The sequence below is a fragment of the Dactylosporangium sp. NPDC051541 genome (genome assembly GCF_044454505.1).
Lineage (GTDB): Bacteria > Actinomycetota > Actinomycetes > Mycobacteriales > Micromonosporaceae > Dactylosporangium.
This window is the reverse complement of sequence record NZ_JBITDU010000014.1, coordinates 149,960-169,441: the sequence shown is the minus strand read 5'-3', so window position 1 is coordinate 169,441 and position 19,482 is coordinate 149,960. Positions and strand designations below refer to the sequence as shown.

Sequence of the window (19,482 nt, the reverse complement as noted above, 5' to 3'; positions counted from 1 at the left end):
CGCAGCCGATCAGTTCTTGCCGTCGGCGGCCCGGCGCACCGCGTCCCGGACCCGGTCCACGATCGCGAGGACCGGGCCGCCGGCGATGTTCGCCTTCACGGACTCGGCACCCGGGTGCGGGCGGGTCGGCGCGACCTTCTCGGCCGCGGCGAACGCGGTCGCGAGGCGCTGCAAGCGCTCGGCCGGCACCCGGGCCCGCAGGTGCGGGAACTCGTAGCGCTCCTCGTGCCGGGCGTGCTCCAGGACCGCGGTGCGCAGCAGGAGCAGCCCGGTGTCGAAGCCCTCGGCGTCGACCCCGGCGTCGATCAGCGCCGTCAGCGTCTCCTTGGCCTGGCGCTCCTCGGCCAGGCGGTCGTCGACGACGGCGTCGTTTCGCAGGGTGCGCGACAGCGGATGGATCAGCTCCTCCTCGGCCGTCTCGTGCACGGCCAGCAGGCGCACGAGGTCGTCGAACGCCTGCCGTCTCGTTTCCCCGGTGCTGCCGATGACGAGCAGGAACTGCTCCTCGACCTGCGCGTGCTGGATCAGCAGCAGGTCCACGACGTCGTCGGCGACGACGGACTTCTGATCAGGCACGGCGGTCTCCCGGCTGCGCGCGCAGCGCCTCGACCGGGTGCGGGCCCTCGGTCTCGATCCGGTACTCGTCGCCGAACTTCTCCCGGTGCCGGTCGATGACCTCCTCCGACGGCGGCTTGGCCCCGTCGTGCAGCTGCTGCTGCATCCACTCGAAGCGCTCGTGCGCCTCGCGGACATAGCCCTCGCCGAGCTTCGTGAGGTCCATCTGGGTGGCCAGCAGGCCGCGCAGGAACTCCTTGTTCGGCTCGAACAGCAGCGGCTCCGGCACGCCCGCGGCCCCGACGATCTGCTCGGGCTCCCGGCCGTCGTACTGGCGCAGCAGATCGGCCGCCTGCTGCAGCTGGGCCAGCTCCATCTGCAGGTGGAGCTCCCAGATCGCCTTGATCCGGGGGTCGCTCTCCTGCTCCATGAACGAGTAGTACAGCCAGCACTCGTTGTACTCGTGGGTCAGCAGCCGCTCCCACATCGTCTCGCCCGGGTCGACCAGCGACTCGTAGTGCGTGACGTGCTCCTGCTCGATGAGGCTGATCTCCTGGTACAGCTGGCGGGCGATCGGCTCCATGTGCTGCGGGCCGACGTTCATGTAGTAGATCATCACCTGCTGCTCGGCCGACAGGATCGTCAACGCGTGCAGCTTCGAGCGGGGGTCGACGAGGTCCTTGTCGTAGGGGGCCCGCACCTCGTCGAACGGGTGGCGGTGCTCCAGGACGGTCGGGCGGCCCGGCATCACCTCGGTCAGCCCGTCCACGATCTTCTCCGCCTTGCGCCGCTCGACCATCTCGTAGAGGTTGGCGTACCGGTACAGGTGGTCGAAGTCCTCCAGCACACCGAACTCGTAGGCCTGCCGCAGGTACGGGTCGGGCTCGTGCCGGGCGACCCACGCGGTCAGGTCGACGGCCACCTGTTCGTAGCCCAGTGTCGTCTCCAGGACGCTGGCCAGCCCCGGCAGGAGCCAGTTGATCGTGCGCTGCTGCTGGCTCTCGACGTAGCGGGAGTACGCCAGCAGCTGCTTGACCTGGGGGTCGGGGCACACGCGGGCGAACTGATGGCTGAACATGATGGCCTCGGCCTCGATGCCGTTCATCGTGATGATGCGGCACCGGGTGTACGGGTCGACGGCCTCCGGGTCGACCGGCTCCACGTTCAGTTCACGCCAGCTGCGGATCTGGTCCTGCAGCGGAATTCCCTTGTGATCCAGTGGATTGAACATCTCGCCTCCCTCCCAGCGGCCGCTACCCAGGGCCCCTGCGGCAAAACAAACCATTGACGGCCGGCGTGCGGGGTATCGGCGCGACATGAGCATGTTGACCACGGCGGTCCGGCGGGCCGCCCACGCGCGCGGGGCCCGGCTGCTGCACCCGCGGGGCCGGACGTTCACCGGGGAGCTCGTGACGTTCGGCCGCCGCGGCCGCCGCTGGGGCGCCGCGCTGCTCGACGAGCCGGGCATCCACCCGGCCACGGTGCGGGTGTCGAAGGGCGCACCGACCCCGACCGGCTGGCCCGACGTGCTCGGGCTGGCGATCCGCGTCGAGGCCGGCGGCCGCCCGGTCGACCTGCTGCTGTCCAGCTGCCCGTCGGTGCCGGTCCTGCGCCACCTGCCGATGCCCAGACGCGACTTCGGCGGCCGGTACGGCACACTGCTCGCCTATCGCGCCGGTGGCCGCCGCGTCTTCCTCGCCACGCAGCCCGAGCCGGGCCTGGGCACCACCCTCGACGCCGTCGTGGGCACCGCCGCCGGGCCGGGGGTCCAGCTGCCACTGGTGGCCGCCTCACGCTGGGGCACCTGGCAGTCGTTCGCGGTGCTGCGGTTCGGGTCGGTCCTGGACGGCGGTACCGACGCGGATCTCGCGTTCGACCCGATCGTCAACGCCGCCCCGGACCTGACCCCGGCCGGCTGGGTGCAGCGGCTGCGGCACCGGGTGTACCGGGCTTCGCAGCAGGGCCGGGGCCGCTGAGGCCCGTCACCCCCGCAGGGCCGGTCGGGCGTTGCGGGCCAGGCGGGCGGTCGTGCGGACCGGGGCCGCGACGAGGTTGACGGTGCCCGGCGGGCCGGACAGCGGCTCGAGCTCGGCGATGAGGGCCAGGCGGGTCTGCTCGAACGCGGTGCCGAGCCGTTCGAGTTCGTCCGCGTCCACGGTGTTCCTCAGCGTCGGCAGTACCTCCTGCTCCTCTTCCTCCACGTGGTGGGCCACGGCCGCCACGAACGCCGCGAAGGCCTCGTCGAAGTGCGGCGAGCCGGTCAGGTTCCGGGCCGCCCGCAGGAGGTACTCGGCCTCGTGGTGCTCGTCGAAGGCGTGCTCGACCTCGTCGTCGCCCTCCGGTCCGGCCTGCTCGACCGCCGGATACACCTCCTGCTCCTCGGCCCGGGCGTGGGCCGTGAGCCGGACCGCGACCTCGTTGAGCAGGGCGACGCGGTCGCCGGTGCCCGAGCGGACCCGGTCGAACAGTTCCTCCATCGCGCGGTGATCGCGCTCGATCAGCCGCGCGGCGTCTGGTGTGGTCATGGCGGTATCCGTGCCCGGCCGGCCGCACGGCAAACACCCTCGTCGCGGCCCCGGTTTGTGATGGCGCATCGACGGAGATCACCTGTCCATGACGAATCGCATTCGCCCGCCGGCGCCGGTCCTCGCAGTCGTGATCATCTTCGCCTTGTTCACGGTGTTCTCGCTGATCGCCCTGGCGGTGTCGATCCGCGGCTCCGGGTTCGGTGAGGACGCCGGCATCAGCCTCGGCCTGGCCGTGCTGTGCGGCGTCGTCGGGGCGCGGCTGTGGTTCGGCGCCCAGATCGCCCGCTGGTTCGCGATGGCCATCGGCGTCGGCATGATCCTGATCGCGGTCCTGAACGCCTCGACGCTGCTCAATGTCGTGTTGTTCGGCGGCCTGGGCCTGGCCATCGTCGGGCTGCTGGCCGGGCCGCGCAGTGCCCGCGAGTTCTTCGCCGCCGGGCGGGGGGCCAGCCTCGCCGGGTGACCGGCCCGGTCGTGTGTGCGCCGCCCGCCGGTGGGTACCCCACATCATGCGAGCGAGTGAAACGGCGGGGGAGATGAACGACGACGGACACAGATCACCCGGACACGTGGCCCGGTGGGTTCCCCGCCGGGGCAACGAGGTCGGGGTCGCGGCGGCGGCCCGGGCGTGGGTCCTGGCCGCCCTGCCGCGGCTGCTGCCCCGGCCGCCCGCGCCCCGGCTGCGCGACAACGTCGAGTTGCTCGTCTCCGAACTGACCGCCAACGCCCTCCTGCACGCCGGCGGGGTCGAGCACATCGACCTGGCCTGCACCGGCAGCGTCCTGCGGATCGCGGTGCACGACCAGAGCCACGCCACCGCCCTCGCCCGGCACACGCCCGACACCGACGTCGACCACGGCCGCGGGCTGCTGCTGGTCGAGGCGCTCGCCGCCCGCTGGGGCGTGCACGAGCACCCCGGCGACGGCAAGGACGTGTGGCTCGAGCTGCCCCTGGATCGATGAATCGGCCTCCGGAACGTTTGTGTGCCCAATGGCGAGGGAACGGGTCCTGCGACTGAGGAGGTGACGGCCGTGACCGATGTTGGTGGAACACACGGGGCCGCGTCGACGGCCGAGCTGGTGAAGCGGGCCGCGGAGCAGATCTCGACCCTGGTGCGCGACGAGCTGCAGCTGGCGAAGGTGGAGCTGGTCGAGAAGGGCAAGCGGGCCGGCGTCGGCGGCGGGCTGTTCGGCGCGGCGGCGGTGCTGGCCTGGTTCGGGGTCGGCCTGCTGCTGACCCTGCTGGTCGTGCTGCTGGACCTCGTCTGGCCGCTCTGGCTCGCGGTGCTGGTCGTGCTCGTCGTGGTGTTCGCCGCGGCCGGGGTGGCCGCGCTGCTGGGCCGCAAGCAGCTGCAGCAGGCCGTGCCGCCGGTACCGCAGCAGGCCGTTTCGAATGTGCAGCAGGACGTCAACACGGTCAAGGCCGCCGTCCGGGAAGGGCGCAGCGCATGAGCACCGCGCCGAACCCTGACGAGCTGCGGTCCGACATCGCCGCGACCCGCGCCGAGCTCGGCGACACCGTCGAGCAGCTGGCCGCGAAGACCGACGTGAAGGCTCGGGCTGCTTCGGCGGCGGCGGAGGCGGTCGACAGCGCCAAGCAGAAGGCCCGTGACGCCGCCGCTGTTGTGGCCGACAAGGCGAGCGGCGCCGCGGCCGTGGTGGCGGACAAGGCCAGCGGCGCGGCGGGCGTGGTGGCCGACAAGGCGGGCAGTGCGGCTTCGTCCCTGCGTGCGACCGTCCGGGACACCGATTTCGCCGCTGAGGCTCGCCGGCCGCTGCCCTGGGCCGTGATCGCGGGGGCGGTCGCGGGCATCGTGGTCATCGTCTACGCCGTCCGCCGCCGGCGGGGCTGAACCGTGTACGCCGCCTGCGGCGGGCTTGCGTGAACCGTGTACGCCGCCTGCCGCGGGCGTGCGTGAACCGTGTACGCCGTCCGCCGCGGGCGGGCCTGATCCGCCACCGGCGGAATATGAGAAGGAGATGTGCATGCGTCTGCTGACTGTGGCCGCGGGAGTGGCCGTCGGCTACGTGCTCGGCGCGAGGGCCGGGCGGGAGAAGTACGACCAGATCGTCGCCAGCACCGGCCGGCTGCGCGCCAACCCGACCCCCGGGCAGGCGGTGCAGACGGTGCAGGAGCTGTTCGCGTCGCCTTCACCGACCCCGGCCGTCACGACGACGCCTTCACCGACCCCGGCCGTTGCTACGACGACCGGCCCGGGTCTGGGCTCGGCCGGGTTCGATACGTCTTCGGATGCGGCGGTGACCGGGGCCGACTCGCCTTTGGGCACCGCGTCCGAGTCGTCTTTGGGCACCGCGTCCGAGTCGTCTTTGGACGGTGCGGTGGCACCGAAGCCGCGCAAGCGCACGACGGCGAAGGCGACGACGAAGCCGATCACGCCCGAGACCGCGACGGACCTCGAAACCCCGGTCTGAACCTGGCGATACCCGCGATGCGCCGACGGCTCCCGCAGCCGCCGGCGCATCGTCGTCTTCGGTGTCACTGGTGGGTCTCGTTGTTACGTGTTACGTGTTACGTGTTACGTGTTGCGGGCCAGGCGGCTGTGCGGGCCGGCGCACAGGCGGGTCCGCGGCCGCCGTCGAACCCTGGCCGAGGCGCGTGCGGCATGGTGGGTGATGTCCGTGAACTCGGCCCGGACGAGGTCGTCATCACCGCTGATCAGCTCCGCGAACACGGCGTCGTAGTCGCGGTCCCACTCGGGGGAGAGCCCGGTGTGCATGTTCGATCACCACCTGCGGGGTGCCGTGCCGCCGCTCGGACCGGCCGGGCGGCGGCACGGTGGCCGTGTCTCAGCTGTTGAGGACCTTCTGATCGGCGCGGTCGGTGGAACCGACGGTAATCTTGCGGGGCTTGGCCTTCTCCCTGATCGGGATGCGCAGGGCCAGCACACCGTTGTGGTACGACGCCTGGATGCGCTCGGTGTCGAGGCTGTCGCCGAGGAACATCTGCCGGGAGAACACGCCGAGGGGTCGCTCGGACAGCGTGATCTGGGCGTGCTCGCCGAGGTCGACGGGCCGCCGCTCGGCCCGGACGGTCAGGGCGTTGCGCTCGACGCTGATGTCGATGGAGTCCTGATCCACCCCCGGCAGGTCGAACACGATCACGAACTCGTCGCCGTTGCGGTATGCGTCCGCGGGCATCGCCGACGGGTGTGACCAGGTGCCGCTGGCGGGCGCCCCGAACAGCTGCTGGGCGAGCCGGTGGACCTCGGTGAAGGGTTCGCTGCGCATCAACATTGCTGCACCTCCTGCACTCGACGGACGAGTCAATGCGCGATACGTTGTTTGTACCACGTCATCGTTCCGACGACAACTCCTTCGTCATCGAAACGATGACTTGTCATTGGGTCCGCCACGAGGAGGCCGCATGGATCTAGCCGCCGCCATCACCACCGTCCTGGCCACGGCCGAGCAGGTCACCGCCGCCGCTGAGCCCGCCGATCCGGAGGCGATCCTGCGAACTCTGGTCGTGCTGCGCGCCGCCCAGGACGAGCTGGCGAGACTGGAACCCGACCTGATCGCCGCCGCCCGCCGAGCCGGTGTGAGCTGGCAGGCCCTGGCCCCGGCCCTGGGCGTGGCCAGCCGCCAGGCCGCCGAACGCCGCTACCTGCGGGCCGCGACCACCGCCACCCCCGGCGACACGAGAGACGGGCGGGTCCGGGCGGAGCGAGACGAACGAGCCGGCACCCGAGCCGTAGCCCGCTGGGCCAACGACCACTCAGCCGACCTACGCCAGATCGCCGGCCAGGTCAGCGGCCTGACCGACCTCGCACCCGCGGCCACCGCCGACCTGCTCCGCCTGCACACCGCCCTGGGCCACACCGACGCCGCCGCGCTACCGTCCCTGCTCGCGGAGGTCCGCCCGCACCTGCACCAACACCCGAGCCTGGCCGGCCAGATCGACGAGGTAACCGCCGGAACCGACGAAATCCGCCGCCAGACCGGCCTCGACCGCGCCGCCCGCCGAGATGCCACCGGACGCTGAGTGCCATCGCCATCGCCATCGCCATCGCCGTTGACGTTGACGTTGACGTTGACGTTGGCCCGCGAAATCAACGTGGTTGACGGAAATCAACGTGGTGCGAGTCAACGGTGCACGCGGCTGGCAGTGCGCCCGAAGACGATGACACCGCTGGGCGCGATGGCGATCAGCGGTGTATGCGGCTCGCGGTGCTCTCGCGGACGACCAGCTGGTGCGGGATGACCACGGAGCGGGCCGGGGCGGGGACTGCGGTGCCGTCGGAGGCGGTGAGTCTGGCGGCCAGGCAGTGCAGGGCGGCTTCGGCTATCGCGGTTTTGTCGGGGGCGATCGTCGTCAGTGAGGGAGTGGCGAAGCGGCCGTCCTCGATGTCGTCGAAGCCGGCTACGGCTACGTCCTCCGGGACTCGGGCGCCCAGTTGGTACAGCGCTCGCATCGCGCCCAGGGCCAGTTGGTCGGTGAAGCAGAACAGGGCGTCGAAGCGGCGGGTCTCCTCGACCAGGCGGCGGAGGGCGGCGGCGCCGTCCGGGCGGTGCAGGTGCGCGACCTCAAGTTCCAAAGCCGGGTCCGGGCGGATGCCGGCTTCGGCCAGGGCGGTGCGGTAGCCGCGGTGGCGCTGCTCGGCGGTGCCGTTGGCCAGGTGGGGCTGCAGGCCGATGGCGGCGATCCGGCGGCGGCCCGTGGCCAGGAGGTGGTGGGTCGCGGCGGCCGCGGCGGTGACGTTGTCGATCGCCACGTGGTCGAAGAGGCCGTCCGCGTCCTGCTCGCCCAGCAGGACCACCGGCGGGCCCGTCGTCGGGCGGGACCGCACGTCGGCCGGAGTCAGTGACCACGGGCTCAGCAGCAGGCCGTCGACGGACTGGCCGCCGGGGGCGCGGCCGCCGTCCAGCAGCCGGCGCTCCCGCTCCGGGTCGCCGCCGGACTGCTCGACCAGCACCGTCCACGAGTGGCGTTCGGCGGCCTCGGTGACCAGAGCGGCGAGCTCGCTGAAGTACGGCGACGCGAGCTCCGGCACCACCAGCCCGATCAGGCCCGAGCGGCCGCCGCGGAGGGTGCGGGCGGCGGCGTTCGGCCGGTACTGCAGCTCGTCGATCGACCGCTGGACACGCTCCCGGGTCGCGGGCGCGACGAGCGGGAAGTCGTTGACGACGTTCGACACGGTCCGGATCGACACGCCGGCATGGTGTGCGACGTCCTTGAGGCTGGCACCCACGACGCCGATCGTACGGGATCACTTGCCACGTTGCATGCCACGTTGCAATTCGTTCCGCCGCCTCACTTGCAACGTGGCATGCAACGTTGCAAGCTGAGGACATGACTACTTCCACCAGCGCTTCCTCCACCCCCGCCCCGATCGTGGACGAGTCGGCAACCGAAAACACGGCCGCCACCTTTGACGCGGCAACCCTCAACCCGCCGAACGCCGAGACCGCCGGTGCCCCGAGTGGGTCGAGCGCTGCGACTGCCGATGGGTCGAGCGCCAAGGCCGCCGCTGCGCCGAGTGGATCGAGCGGGGCGGCTGTCGGTGGGCCGAGTGCCAGTGACGTGCAGCGGGCCTACGACGACATTTATCGCGACGGGATCACCGCGTGCCGGGGCGCGTTCGGCACCGAATGGGCCAACCGGATGCGCGAAGACATGGAAGTCGCGCTGGAAGAGGCGCTCGCCCGGCCGGACGGGGCGGTCGGGCGGGGGCCGAATCGGTACTACGTCGAGATCCACCCCGAGCAGCTCCGCGGGTTCGTCGACCTGGCCTCGCAGCCGTGGGTCGTGGCTGTCTGTGAGGCCTTGCTCGGCGCGGAGTACAAGATCGTGGAGCTCGGCTTCGACACGCCCGGGCCAGGGGCTATGGATCAGCCCTGGCACCGTGACTTCCCGATGCCCGAGGTCACGCGGCAAACCGGGCGGCTCAACTCGCTCGCGTTCAACCTCACGGGGGTCGACACCACGGAGGCGATGGGGCCGTTCGAGATCGCGCCCGGCACGCAGTTCGACGACGACCCCGCGTTTCAGCACGGCATGTTTCCGCCGAAGGAGTTCTACCCGCGCTACCAGGAGCGGGCCGTCCGCAAGTATCCGCGCCGGGGTGACATCTCGGCCCGGTCGGCGCTGACCATCCACCGTGGCACCAAGAACGTCTCCGACACGTCACGGCCGGTGCTCGTCCTGGGGGTCGACGCGCCGGGCGCCGGCAATGACGAGCGGCACGACATGGCCGTCACCCGTGAGTACTTCGACGCGCTGCCGGCGGTCGTGCGGGACCATCTTGCCTGCACCGTCGTCGACGAGTTGAGCCCGATCCGGCAGAAGCACACCATCGAAGGCCTGGTCATGGGCGAGGCGTAATCCAGACCAATCGGCGGCCCAGGCAAGCACGGTCGAAGGGTCGAAGCACAGCCAAGGCCCATCGAACCACAGCGAAAGCCCGTCAAATCACGGCTAATGCCCGTCAAATCACGGCTAATGCCCGTCAAATCACGGCTAATGCCCGTCAAATCACGGCTAATGCCCGGCCAGTTACGGCTGGTGCCCGGCCGGCCGTGGCCAAGGCTCGGCAAATCGTGGCAGAAGCCCGGCAAATCACGGCGAGCGCCGCGAATCAAGCGCTCTCGCGGACCGTCAGGCGGTGCGGGACCAGGCACTCCTGCGGCGGCCGCTCCGACGAGCCGGAGATCCGTTCGGCCAGCAGGTCGATGGCGAGCCGGGCCAGCCGCTCGATGTCCGGCTCGACCGTGGTCAGCGTCGGGATCGAGAACCGCCCGTCGTCGATCCCGTCGAAGCCGGCCACGGCCACGTCGACCGGCACCCGCCGGCCGGCGTCGTGCAGGGCCCGCAGTGCGCCCAGGGCCAGGGTGTCGTTGAAGCAGAAGGCGGCGTCGAACTCGACCCCCGCGGCCATGAGGGCCTGCAGTGCGGCCGCCCCGTCGGCGCGGTGCCAGCGGTCGGCCGGGGCCAGCAGTGCGGGGTCGGCCGGTAGCCCGGCGTCGGCCAGGGCGGCCTGGTAGCCGGCCAGACGCAGCCGGGCGCTGACCCCCTCGGCGGTGTGCTGCACCCCGACGGCCGCGATCCGGCGGCGGCCCAGGCCGGCCAGGTACGCGGTCGCCTCGCGAGCGGCGGCGACGTTGTCGACCGCCACGTGATCGGCCGGACCGTGGCCGTCGACCGCGTCGACCCGCTCGCCGAGCAGGACGGTGGGGGTGCTGCCGCCCAGTTCGGCGGTGGACAGGGCCAGGGGGCTGAAGATCAGGCCGTCGACCAGGTGGTCGCGGATGCCGGCCGCGACCTCGCGCTCCCGGGCCGGGTCGCCGTCGGTGTGGTCGATGAGGACGGTCCAGCCGTGTGTCGCGGCGGCGGTGACGACGTGGCGGGTGAGCTCGGCGAAGTAGGGGTTGTCGAGCTCGGGCACGGCCAGGGCGATGATCCCGGTGCGGCCCTGGCGCAGGTTGCGGGCGCTCAGGTTGGGGCGGTAGTCCAGCGCCGCGATCGCCGCCTCCACCCGGGCGCGGGTCTCGGGGCGGATGTGTGGATATCCGTTGACCACGTTGGAGACGGTCTTGACGGAGACGCCGGCCCGTTCGGCCACGTGTTTGAGGCTGTGCCGCACGACCAGCACTGTACCGCGACCAAGCCTCTTTACAACGTTGCCTACAACGTTGTAAAAACTCCACCATGCACACCGCACGCGTCGTCATCGATCCCGCGTTCCGCATCGGCGAGGCCGACCGGCGGCTGTTCGGGTCGTTCGTCGAGCACATGGGCCGCTGCGTCTACGGCGGCGTCTTCGAGCCCGGGCACCCCACCGCCGACCCGCTGGGCCTGCGGGGTGACGTGCTGGAGCTGACCCGGGAGCTCGGTGTGAGCGTCGTGCGGTACCCAGGAGGGAATTTCGTCTCTGGTTATCGGTGGGAGGACGGGACCGGTCCGGTCGGGGATCGGCCCCGGCGCCTGGACCTGGCCTGGAAGACCGTCGAGACCAACGCGTTCGGCCTGGACGAGTTCATGGTGTGGGCGCGCGCGGCCGGGGTCGAGCCGATGCTGGCCGTCAATCTGGGGACCCGGGGCGTGCAGGAGGCCCTGGACCTGCTGGAGTACACCAACCACCCGGGCGGCACCAGCCTGTCCGACCGGCGCCGCAAGCACGGCGCCGAGCAGCCCTACGGTGTGAAGCTGTGGTGCCTCGGCAACGAGCTCGACGGGCCGTGGCAGGTCGGGCACAAGACCGCCGGCGAATACGGCCGGCTGGCCGCGGAGACCGCCCGCGCGATGAAGATGCTCGACCCGGGCATCAGCCTGATCGCGTGCGGCAGCTCCAACCGCGGCATGCCGACGTTCGCGTCGTGGGAGGCGACCGTCCTCGAGCACACCTACGAGCACGTCGACTACATCTCCGCGCACACCTACTACGACCCGTCCGACGGCGACCGGGCCAGCATCCTCGCCTCCGCCGTGGACATGGACGCGTTCATCGACGAGGTCGTGGCCACCGCCGACCACGTGGGCGCGAAGCTGCGCAACCGCAAGCGGCTCAAGATCTCGTTCGACGAGTGGAACGTCTGGTACCAGTCGCGGCTGCGGCAGGACCTGGACCGGCGCGGCTGGGTCGAGGCGCCGGCGCTGATCGAGGACGACTACACCGCCACCGACGCCGTGGTCGTCGGCGACCTGCTCATCACGCTGCTGCGCCACGCCGACCGGGTCGGGGTCGCCTGCCAGGCCCAGCTGGTCAACGTCATCGCGCCGATCCGGACCGAGACCGGCGGGCGGGCGTGGCGGCAGAGCATCTTCCACCCGTTCGCGCTGACCGCCCGGCACGCCCGCGGGACGGTCCTGCGCACCGAGCCCGTCACGCCGTCGCACGACACCAAGCGATACGGCCCGGTCCCAAGTTTGTCCACCGTCGCTGTTTACGACGAGGAAAACGGTGCACTGTCCATCTTTGCCGTCAACCGCGGCGAGACACCCCTGACCGTCGAGTTCGACCTGCGCGCGTTCCCTGAATTCGCGTCGACCGAGCACCACACCTTGGACGGCCCACCCCGCCGTCTCGACCCCGCCGGCCGGATCACCGTCCAGCTGGCCGGCGCTTCCTGGAACCTTGTGAGGAGCACCTAGATGACCGCCATCAGCAGACGCCGCGTACTGGGATACGGACTCGGGCTGGGCGCCGCCGCGCTCGGGCTGGCCGCCTGCGGCGACGACGCGAACGACACCCCGCAGGCCGCCGGCAACGGTGGCAAGGACTACACCGGGCCCAAGGTCCAGCTGAACCTCTGGAACGGCTTCACCGGCGGCGACGGCGACATCTTCAAGAAGCTCGTCGACCAGTTCAACACCGAGCACAACAACATCGCGATCACCGTGGCCACCTACAAGTGGGAGGACTACTACGCCAAGCTCCCCGGCGCGGTGTCCAGCGGCAACGGCCCCGACATCGCCGTCATGCACATCGACATGCTGGCCACCTTCGCCGCTCGCAAGGTCATCCAGCCGGTCGACGACGTCGCCGGCGCGCTCGGGCTGTCCGAGTCGGACTTCGCCCCGACCGTGTGGAAGGGCGGGCTGTATCAGAACAAGCGGTACGGCATCCCGCTCGACATGCACCCGGTCGGGCTGTACTACAACAAGACCCTGTTCCAGCAGGCCGGCCTCGACCCGGCGAAGCCCCCGACGAACAAGGCCGAGATGGAGACCGCCCTGGCCGCGCTCAAGGGGGCCGGCATCCAGGGCTTCTGGGTCAGCCCGTTCCAGTTCACCGGCGGGATGACCGCATACTCGCTGGTCTACCAGTTCGGCGGATCGCTGTACAACGCCGACGCCACGAAGGCCGCGTTCAACTCCACCGAGGCCGTCGACGCCGTCACCTGGCTGACGAAACTCATCGCCGACGGGCACTCGCCGGCCAACGTCGGCCAGGACGCCGACTACCTGGCCCTCAAGAGCGGCAAGAACGCGTTCAACGTCAACGGCATCTGGCAGGTCAACGACCTCAAGAAGAGCCCGGACGTGCAGTGGGGCGTGGCCCCGGTGCCGCAGATCGGCTCCAAGAAGGCGGTCTGGGCCAACTCGCACAACTTCACCATCGTGCAGCAGAAGAAGACCGACGCCAACAAGGTCGCCGGGGCGAAGGTGTTCATCAACTGGCTCAGCCAGCACTCCCTGGACTGGGCGGCCGGCGGGCAGGTCCCGGCCCGCAACGCGGTCCGCGACGACCCGAAGTTCAAGGAGCTCACCGAGATCAGCACGCTCGCCGCCGAGCTGCCCGACGCCGTCTTCCCGCCCGCCGCACCCGGCATCGGCGACGTCACCGCCCTGTTCTACACCGCGTTCAACGAGGCGGTGCTGGGCAAGAAGTCCCCGAAGCAGGCCCTGGACGACGGCGTGGCCAAGGCCGACAAGCTGCTGGAGGACAACCGGAAGAAGTACGGGAGCTGACGGCATGGCCGCCGCCTCCAAGGCAGCGCCCGGGGTGGCGCACGGGCGCGCCACCCCGTACCTCTTCCTGCTGCCGTACCTGCTGGTGTTCGGCGTCTTCGGGCTGCTCCCGATCGGGCTGGGGGTGTGGCTCAGCCTGCACCAGTGGGACTTCTCGCTGCCGAACAAGCCGTTCACCGGCCTGGACAACTACCGGGAGCTCTTCCAGCCCGACTCGCTGGTCTACGGCGACTGGTGGGAGAGCGTGCGCGCCACCGCGATCTTCACGGTCGCGTCGGTGCCGCTGCTGGTCGTGCTCCCGCTCGGCATCGCCGTGCTGCTCAACCGGGAGTTCCCGGGCCGCACGTTCTTCCGGGCCGTGTACTTCGCGCCGTACGTCCTCGGCGTCGCCGTCATCGGCCTGCTGTGGCGCTTCCTGCTCGACGCCAACCTCGGCTTCGTCAACGCGCTCATGGGCACGCTCGGCCTGCCGTCGGACACGCCCTGGCTCACCGCCACCCCGTACGTGTGGATCTCGCTGGTCGGGGTCACGGTCTGGTGGACGTGCGGCTTCAACGCCGTCATCTACCTGGCCGGCCTGCAGGACATCCCGGCCGAGCTCTACGAGGCGGCGAAGGTCGACGGCGCCTCGGCCTGGGCCCGGTTCCGGCACGTGACGCTGCCGGGCCTGCGCCCGGTCCTGCTGTTCGTCATCACCACCACGATCCTGGCCTCGGCCAACATGTTCGGCCAGTCGTACCTCATCACGCAGGGCGCCCCCGGGACGGAGACGCGCACGGTGGTGACGTACATCGTCTCCCTGGGCCTCGGGTCCAACGACGCCGGCCGGGCCGCGGCGATGAGCGTGACCCTGACGCTCATGCTGGCGCTGGTCAGCATCGCCAACTTCCGCCTCTTCCGCTACCAGGAGGACTGACCGTGCGCCGCATCGCGCTCTACGCCGTCCTGGTCGTGCTCACCGCGCTGTTCGTGGTCCCGCTGGTCTGGATGGTGCTGACGTCGCTCAAGACCTACCCGGCGGCGCAGCACAGCCCGCCGACGTGGCTGCCCGACCCGGTCTCCGGCTACGGCTACGGCCGCATCTCGGAGCCCGGCTCGCAGAACCCGGTGCTGCGCTGGTTCGCCAACAGCATGCTGGCGGCGACGCTCAACGCGGCGCTGGTCGTGGCGACCGCCTCGTGCGCCGCCTACGCCCTGGCCCGGATGCGGTTCCGCGGCCGCAAGCTGATGTTCGCGCTCATCGTGGCGACCCTGTTCGTGCCGCCGGCGACGCTGATCGTCCCCAGCTTCCTGGTCGCCGACACGTTCGGCTGGCTGGACACGCTCACCGTCGTCGTCGTGCCGAGTGCCGCCAGCGCCTTCGGCGTGTTCTTCCTGCGCCAGTTCTTCCTGTCGCTGCCGCGGGAGATCGAGGAGGCGGCCCTGCTCGACGGGGCGAACCAGTGGCAGGTGTTCACCCGGGTGGTCCTGCCGCTGTCCCGCCCGGCCCTGGCGACGCTGGTCGTGCTGCAGTTCCTGACCAACTGGAACGACTTCCTGTGGCCGATCTTCGTGCTGTTCAGCCCCGGCCGGCTGACCCTGCCCGCGGGCCTGGGCCTGCTGCAGGGCGAGTACGTCAGCGACTACCCGGTCATCATGGCGGGCGCGGTCCTGGCCAGTGTCCCGGCGCTCGCGCTGTTCGTGTTCGCGCAGCGGTACATCATCGAGGGCGTCTCCCGCAGCGGGCTCAAGGGATGAGGCGGGCACTGCTGGCCCTGGTCCTCGTCCTGGCCGCATGCTCGGCCGATCCGGCCACGGCACCGGCCGCGAAGCCGGAGTACACCAACCCGGTGTACTCCGGCGACGCCCCCGACCCGCAGGCCATCCGGGTCGGCGACACCTGGTATCTGGTGCACACCAACACCGAGGGCCGCAACGTGCCGGTGCTGACGTCACCCGACCTGCGGCACTGGACGGCGGCCGGTGACGCGCTGCCGGAGCTGCCGAAGTGGGCCGACCCCGGCAAGACCTGGGCGCCGGAGATCATCGAGCTGGCGCCGGACCGGTTCGTGCTGTACGTGACCGTGGCCGACCGCGCGTCCGGCCGGCAGTGCATCGCGACCGCCGTCGCCGCGCGCCCCGGGGGACCCTACAGCGCGACGGCGCCCGGCCCCCTGGTGTGCCAGGCCGACGAGGGCGGCTCGATCGACGCGAGCCCGTTCAAGGACCAGGATTCGCGGGGGTACCTCCTGTGGAAGAACGACGGCAACGCGATCGGCCGGGACACGTGGCTGTGGTCGCAGCCTCTGAGCCCCGACGGCCTGACGCTGACCGGCGACCCGGTGCGGCTGATCCGCCAGACCGAGCCGTGGGAGGGTCACGTCGTCGAGGCGCCGTTCCTGTGGCGCCACGGCCCGAGCCTGCTGCTGTTCTACGCCGCCAACGCCTACGACACCGCCGACTACGCGGAGGGCTACGCGACGTGTGACACCCCGCTGGGCCCGTGCCGCAAGCCGCCCGGCAACCCACTCCTCGCCACGCACGGCCAGGCGTCCGGACCGGGCCACGCGGCGATGGTCGAAAGCAACGGCAAGACCTGGCTGTTGTACCACGCGTGGGTGCCCGGCTCCGAGGGTTCGACGAGCCCGGGCCGCCGGCTGTGGCTGGACGAGGTCACGTGGAACGGCGACACGCCCCAGGTACACGGCCCGTAGCGCTCAGCGGCGCAGCGGTCAGCGCGAGCGGCTGAGCCGGTCCCAGAAGTGGGCCAGGGTCGCCGCGCCGTTGACGAGCATGGCGACGGAGACGCGCTCGTCGCTGTCGTGCCAGCGGTCCTCGGGCAGGCCGGTGCCGAAGAAGACCAGCGGCGCGTCGAGCGTGCGGGCGAGCAGCTCGGCCGGGCCGCCGCCGGCGTTGCCCATCCGCCCGGCCGGGCGGCCGAAGCCGTCCTCCATGGCCGCGGCGAGGGCGAGGACGGCGGGGTGGTCCTCGGGGGACTCGTACGCGTCGCCCGTCATCTTCTCCGGGATGCTCAGCTCGTAGTCGACGTGGTCGCCGAGGTTGGCCTCGACCCAGCGGCGCAGCTGCTCGGCGACGTCGGTCGCCCGCTGCCCGGCGACGGTCCGGATGCTGAAGCCGGCCGTCGCCGCGGACGGGATGGCGCCGCGGGCCGCGCCGACCGGGTCGCCGGCCAGCAGGCTCAGCACCTCGGCCGCGGGCCGGGCCCACAGCTGCTCGAGGACCGTGAAGCCGGCCTCACCGTTCGCGCTGCGGGTCTCGGAGCGGGCCAGCCAGTCCTCCTCGGTGAAGGGCAGCGCGGCCAGCTCGGCCCGGCGGCGCTCGCTGGGGCCGGTGACGTTGTCGTAGAAGCCGGGCAGTGTCACCCGGCCCTGCTTGTCGTGCAGGTCCCCGATGAGCCGGGCCAGTGCCAGCACCGGGTTGGGGGCCGGGCCGGAGACGGCGCCGCTGTGCACGTCCCGCAGCGGCCCGCGCACCTCGAGGCGGGCCGAGACCAGGCCGCGGATGCTCGTGCAGACGGCCGGGTGGTCGGCCCGCCACATGAGCGTGTCGGAGAAGACGACGAGGTCGGCGCCGAGGCGGTCGCGGTGCTCGGCCAGCAGGTCGGCGAGGTGCCCGGAGCCGGTCTCCTCCTCGCCCTCGACCAGGAACTTCAGGTTGACCGCGGGCGCTTCACGGCCGGTGGCGTGCAGGTGCGCGCGGACGCCCCACAGGTGGGCGATGATCTGGCCCTTGGCGTCGGAGGCGCCGCGGCCGAAGACGTAGCCGTCGCGGACCGCCGGCTCGAACGGCGGGGTCTCCTCCCACTCGTCGTCCTTGGCCGCCCGGACGTCGTGGTGGCTGTAGACGAGGACCGTCGGCGCGCCGGGGGCCGCGCACCACTCGGCGTAGACGGCCGGTGCGCCCTCGACCTTCCAGATGTCCACGACCGGGAAGCCCACCGCGCGCAGCGCCCCGGCCAGCCAGTGCGCGGAGCGCAGCAGGTCCGGCGCGCGCTCCGGCAGCCCGGCGACGGACCGCAGCCGGATCCAGCCGACGAGCTGCTCGATCAGCTCCGCCTCGTGCCGGGCCAGGAACTCGTGCACCGCCGCCTCCTCTTAGGTCGTCGCGAGCCGCAGCAGCTGCGGTGCCAGCCACGGCGCGACGACCTGGCGGACCCCGGCTGGGGTGATGTGCAGGCCGTCGCTGCGGACCCGGATACCACCCACGGTCCAGGTGAAACGGCCCTCCGGGCACAACACCCGGTTGAGGTCCAGCCGCGCCGGGTGGCTCGGGTGGCCGGCGGCGACCGCGGTGAGCAGCCGGTTCCAGGTGTCGACCCGCTCCGGCTGGTCCTCCGGCCAGAGGCCGCCGTCGGGGCGCTCCTCCCGGTGCGTGTACGGCGCGGTCAGCAGGACGATCCGCGCGCCGTGCGCCGCGGTCAGGTCGACGGCCCGGGTGAGCTGGGCGGTGAGGTACCGGTCGAAGTTCGCATCGCCGACGCCGGTCCAGCGGCCGTCGAGCTTGCGGTCCATGAGCTCCCAGCGGTCGAGCAGGATCACCACCACGTCCGGGTCGGCGGCCGTGGTCGAGGTCGACCAGCGCGACTCCCACGTGGTGCAGTACGGGTAGTTGGCGTGCGGCGCACCGGCGTAGCGCACGTCCGGCAGCGGGGCGATGCCGCAGCCCTGGACGCCCTGGTTGTCGAGGTCGAGGCCGGGTGTGGCGGGCCAGTAGGCGCCCAGGGTCCACGAGACCGAGTCGCCGATGACCATGACTCTCGGGGGGCCCGCCCGCCGCCCGGGCCGCGCCGTCGGCGGTGGCGACGGCGCCGGAGTGCTCGCGGCGATCGGCGCACGCACGGACGGTACCGCCGAAACCGCTTTGGGATGTTGGACCGGAGCATCGGGGGCTCCGGCGAGGGCGAAGACGGCCAGGGCGGTGGCCGCGACGGGGACGGGGACGAACCGGCGGCGCACCGTGGGCCGGCGGATGGGTCGCTCGACGGCGTAGAAGCTCACGGTGGCGACGGCGAGGGTGGCGGCCACGCGGACGGTGAAGAGCGGCCCGCCGGTCAGGCCGGTGCGCTCGGCGTCCAGGACGGCGAAGAGCGGCCAGTGCCACAGGTAGCCGCCGTAGGAGATCCGGCCGATGAACCGCAGCGGCGCCAGGCCGAGCAGGCTCCAGCGGCCGCCGCCACTGATCACCGCGGCGGAGCAGAGAGCGACAAGCGTGAATCCACCGTGGTACAGCACGATCGTGTCGCCGTGCACCGTGAGCGCGGCGATCGCCAGGACCAGCGCACCCAGGCCCGCGAGGACCCGGTGCACCGGCGGGATCGTGGCGGCCGCGGCCCCGATGAGCAGCGCACCGGCGCGGGTGTCGGTGCCGTAGTAGACGCGGTCGGGCGCGGCCGGGTCGAAGAGCACCGCCGTCACCACCGCCGCCGCGCCCGCGCCGAGCAGGCACGCGACGCCCAGCGCCCGCCGCGGCACCATGAGCAGCAGCAGCGGCCACAGCAGGTAGAACTGCTCCTCGATGCCGAGCGACCAGGTGTGCTGCAGCGGCGAGGCGGCGGCGGTCTGGGTGAAGTAGTCGCCGCCGCGGAAGATCATCCGCCAGTTGGCCCAGTAGGTCAGCGTCGACACCGCGTCCAGGTGCAGGGCGGCCGGGTCCTGCTCGGGCCACAGCCGCGGGCCGGCGAGGACGACGAACGCGACGACGAGGATGAGGGCGGGCAGGAGCCGGCGGGCCCGGCGGCGCCAGAAGTCACCGAGCCGGATGCGGCCGGTCGCCGCCCGTTCGCGCAGCAGCAGTGTGGTGATCAGGTAGCCGGACAGGAAGAAGAACAGGTCGACGCCGAGGAACCCGCCGGGCAGCGCCGCCGGCAGGCCGTGCGCGAGCAGGACCCCGCCCAGCGCGACGGCCCGCAGCCCGTCGAGCGACGGCCGGTAGTCCAGCGACACAGGCGGCTCGCTGCCCCCGCCGGCCGCCG

The 19,482-nt window shown here is 71.7% G+C and carries 22 protein-coding genes; 13 read left to right on the top strand and 9 right to left on the bottom strand.

The features are described 5' to 3' along the window. Positions 1-9: 9 nt before the first annotated feature. A complete protein-coding gene (locus ACIA8L_RS43670) occupies positions 10-576 on the bottom strand; it encodes a hemerythrin domain-containing protein (protein ID WP_395914157.1) in 567 nt (188 codons plus the stop codon). Continuing rightward, positions 569-1,786 carry a hypothetical protein gene (locus ACIA8L_RS43665; protein WP_395914155.1) on the bottom strand — a complete coding sequence of 406 codons (1,218 nt, stop codon included), beginning with the start codon at positions 1,784-1,786 and terminating at the stop codon, positions 569-571. Before ACIA8L_RS43665 ends, ACIA8L_RS43670 begins: the two co-directional genes overlap by 8 nt. Positions 1,787-1,871: 85 nt before the next feature. Between ACIA8L_RS43665 and ACIA8L_RS43660 the strand changes: the two genes are divergently transcribed. Beyond that, the gene (locus ACIA8L_RS43660) at positions 1,872-2,531 is read left to right on the top strand and encodes a phosphodiesterase (protein ID WP_395914153.1); all 660 of its coding nucleotides are present in this window, start codon (positions 1,872-1,874) and stop codon (positions 2,529-2,531) included. 6 nt (positions 2,532-2,537) lie between these two features. On the opposite strand, the gene ACIA8L_RS43655 is transcribed toward ACIA8L_RS43660, so the two are convergent. Further along, a complete protein-coding gene (locus tag ACIA8L_RS43655) occupies positions 2,538-3,080 on the bottom strand; it encodes a hemerythrin domain-containing protein (RefSeq protein WP_395914151.1) in 543 nt (180 codons plus the stop codon). A gap of 88 nt (positions 3,081-3,168) precedes the next feature. Between ACIA8L_RS43655 and ACIA8L_RS43650 the strand changes: the two genes are divergently transcribed. The 5 genes from ACIA8L_RS43650 to ACIA8L_RS43630 all read left to right on the top strand — a co-directional run bounded on the left by ACIA8L_RS43650 (position 3,169) and on the right by ACIA8L_RS43630 (position 5,515). Further along, the gene (locus ACIA8L_RS43650) at positions 3,169-3,546 is read left to right on the top strand and encodes a hypothetical protein (RefSeq protein ID WP_395914149.1); all 378 of its coding nucleotides are present in this window, start codon (positions 3,169-3,171) and stop codon (positions 3,544-3,546) included. Positions 3,547-3,652: 106 nt separating this feature from the next. Continuing rightward, positions 3,653-4,045 (top strand): ATP-binding protein, encoded by a 393-nt coding sequence (locus ACIA8L_RS43645; protein ID WP_395914147.1) that lies wholly within the window; start codon positions 3,653-3,655, stop codon positions 4,043-4,045. Between the two features lie 69 nt (positions 4,046-4,114). Beyond that, a complete protein-coding gene (locus ACIA8L_RS43640; RefSeq protein WP_395914146.1) occupies positions 4,115-4,534 on the top strand; it encodes a phage holin family protein in 420 nt (139 codons plus the stop codon). After that, positions 4,531-4,935: a DUF3618 domain-containing protein gene (locus ACIA8L_RS43635; RefSeq protein WP_395914144.1), complete on the top strand. Its 405-nt coding sequence runs from the start codon at positions 4,531-4,533 to the stop codon at positions 4,933-4,935. The genes ACIA8L_RS43640 and ACIA8L_RS43635 overlap by 4 nt, the downstream gene beginning before the upstream one ends. A gap of 133 nt (positions 4,936-5,068) precedes the next feature. Next, complete coding sequence (locus ACIA8L_RS43630) at positions 5,069-5,515, top strand: hypothetical protein (protein ID WP_395914143.1); 447 nt, start codon at positions 5,069-5,071, stop codon at positions 5,513-5,515. Positions 5,516-5,619: 104 nt separating this feature from the next. Here ACIA8L_RS43630 and ACIA8L_RS43625 read toward each other — a convergent pair whose 3' ends face one another. Further along, on the bottom strand, positions 5,620-5,820 hold the full coding sequence (locus ACIA8L_RS43625; RefSeq protein ID WP_395914141.1) for a hypothetical protein: 201 nt from the start codon (positions 5,818-5,820) through the stop codon (positions 5,620-5,622). 70 nt (positions 5,821-5,890) lie between these two features. Continuing rightward, positions 5,891-6,337: an Hsp20/alpha crystallin family protein gene (locus ACIA8L_RS43620; RefSeq protein WP_395914139.1), complete on the bottom strand. Its 447-nt coding sequence runs from the start codon at positions 6,335-6,337 to the stop codon at positions 5,891-5,893. 130 nt (positions 6,338-6,467) lie between these two features. Between ACIA8L_RS43620 and ACIA8L_RS43615 the strand changes: the two genes are divergently transcribed. Next, positions 6,468-7,085 (top strand): hypothetical protein, encoded by a 618-nt coding sequence (locus ACIA8L_RS43615; RefSeq protein ID WP_395914138.1) that lies wholly within the window; start codon positions 6,468-6,470, stop codon positions 7,083-7,085. A 163-nt stretch (positions 7,086-7,248) separates the two neighbouring features. On the opposite strand, the gene ACIA8L_RS43610 is transcribed toward ACIA8L_RS43615, so the two are convergent. Beyond that, entirely contained in the window at positions 7,249-8,292 is a 1,044-nt protein-coding gene (locus tag ACIA8L_RS43610) for a LacI family DNA-binding transcriptional regulator (protein WP_395914136.1), read from the bottom strand. Between the two features lie 101 nt (positions 8,293-8,393). Here ACIA8L_RS43610 and ACIA8L_RS43605 point away from each other — a divergent pair, with 101 nt between their 5' ends. After that, complete coding sequence (locus ACIA8L_RS43605; RefSeq protein WP_395914134.1) at positions 8,394-9,425, top strand: phytanoyl-CoA dioxygenase family protein; 1,032 nt, start codon at positions 8,394-8,396, stop codon at positions 9,423-9,425. Between the two features lie 253 nt (positions 9,426-9,678). Here ACIA8L_RS43605 and ACIA8L_RS43600 read toward each other — a convergent pair whose 3' ends face one another. Next, positions 9,679-10,683, bottom strand: a complete 1,005-nt coding sequence (locus ACIA8L_RS43600; RefSeq protein WP_395914132.1) for a LacI family DNA-binding transcriptional regulator — start codon at positions 10,681-10,683, stop codon at positions 9,679-9,681. Positions 10,684-10,748: 65 nt separating this feature from the next. Here ACIA8L_RS43600 and ACIA8L_RS43595 point away from each other — a divergent pair, with 65 nt between their 5' ends. From ACIA8L_RS43595 to ACIA8L_RS43575, 5 genes are read left to right on the top strand one after another with little or no spacing between them, the layout of a single operon-like run. Next, complete coding sequence (locus ACIA8L_RS43595) at positions 10,749-12,191, top strand: alpha-N-arabinofuranosidase (protein ID WP_395914131.1); 1,443 nt, start codon at positions 10,749-10,751, stop codon at positions 12,189-12,191. Further along, on the top strand, positions 12,192-13,511 hold the full coding sequence (locus tag ACIA8L_RS43590) for an ABC transporter substrate-binding protein (protein ID WP_395914129.1): 1,320 nt from the start codon (positions 12,192-12,194) through the stop codon (positions 13,509-13,511). A 4-nt stretch (positions 13,512-13,515) separates the two neighbouring features. Further along, complete coding sequence (locus ACIA8L_RS43585; RefSeq protein WP_395914127.1) at positions 13,516-14,427, top strand: carbohydrate ABC transporter permease; 912 nt, start codon at positions 13,516-13,518, stop codon at positions 14,425-14,427. Between the two features lie 2 nt (positions 14,428-14,429). Then, positions 14,430-15,248 (top strand): carbohydrate ABC transporter permease, encoded by an 819-nt coding sequence (locus ACIA8L_RS43580; protein WP_395914125.1) that lies wholly within the window; start codon positions 14,430-14,432, stop codon positions 15,246-15,248. After that, positions 15,245-16,204 (top strand): glycoside hydrolase family 43 protein, encoded by a 960-nt coding sequence (locus ACIA8L_RS43575; RefSeq protein ID WP_395914123.1) that lies wholly within the window; start codon positions 15,245-15,247, stop codon positions 16,202-16,204. Before ACIA8L_RS43580 ends, ACIA8L_RS43575 begins: the two co-directional genes overlap by 4 nt. Positions 16,205-16,222: 18 nt before the next feature. Here ACIA8L_RS43575 and ACIA8L_RS43570 read toward each other — a convergent pair whose 3' ends face one another. Both ACIA8L_RS43570 and ACIA8L_RS43565 read right to left on the bottom strand, forming a co-directional pair. After that, on the bottom strand, positions 16,223-17,593 hold the full coding sequence (locus tag ACIA8L_RS43570; RefSeq protein ID WP_395914121.1) for a M20/M25/M40 family metallo-hydrolase: 1,371 nt from the start codon (positions 17,591-17,593) through the stop codon (positions 16,223-16,225). A gap of 12 nt (positions 17,594-17,605) precedes the next feature. Then, positions 17,606-19,453 carry an acyltransferase family protein gene (locus ACIA8L_RS43565; RefSeq protein WP_395914119.1) on the bottom strand — a complete coding sequence of 616 codons (1,848 nt, stop codon included), beginning with the start codon at positions 19,451-19,453 and terminating at the stop codon, positions 17,606-17,608. Between the last annotated feature and the right edge of the window lie 29 nt (positions 19,454-19,482).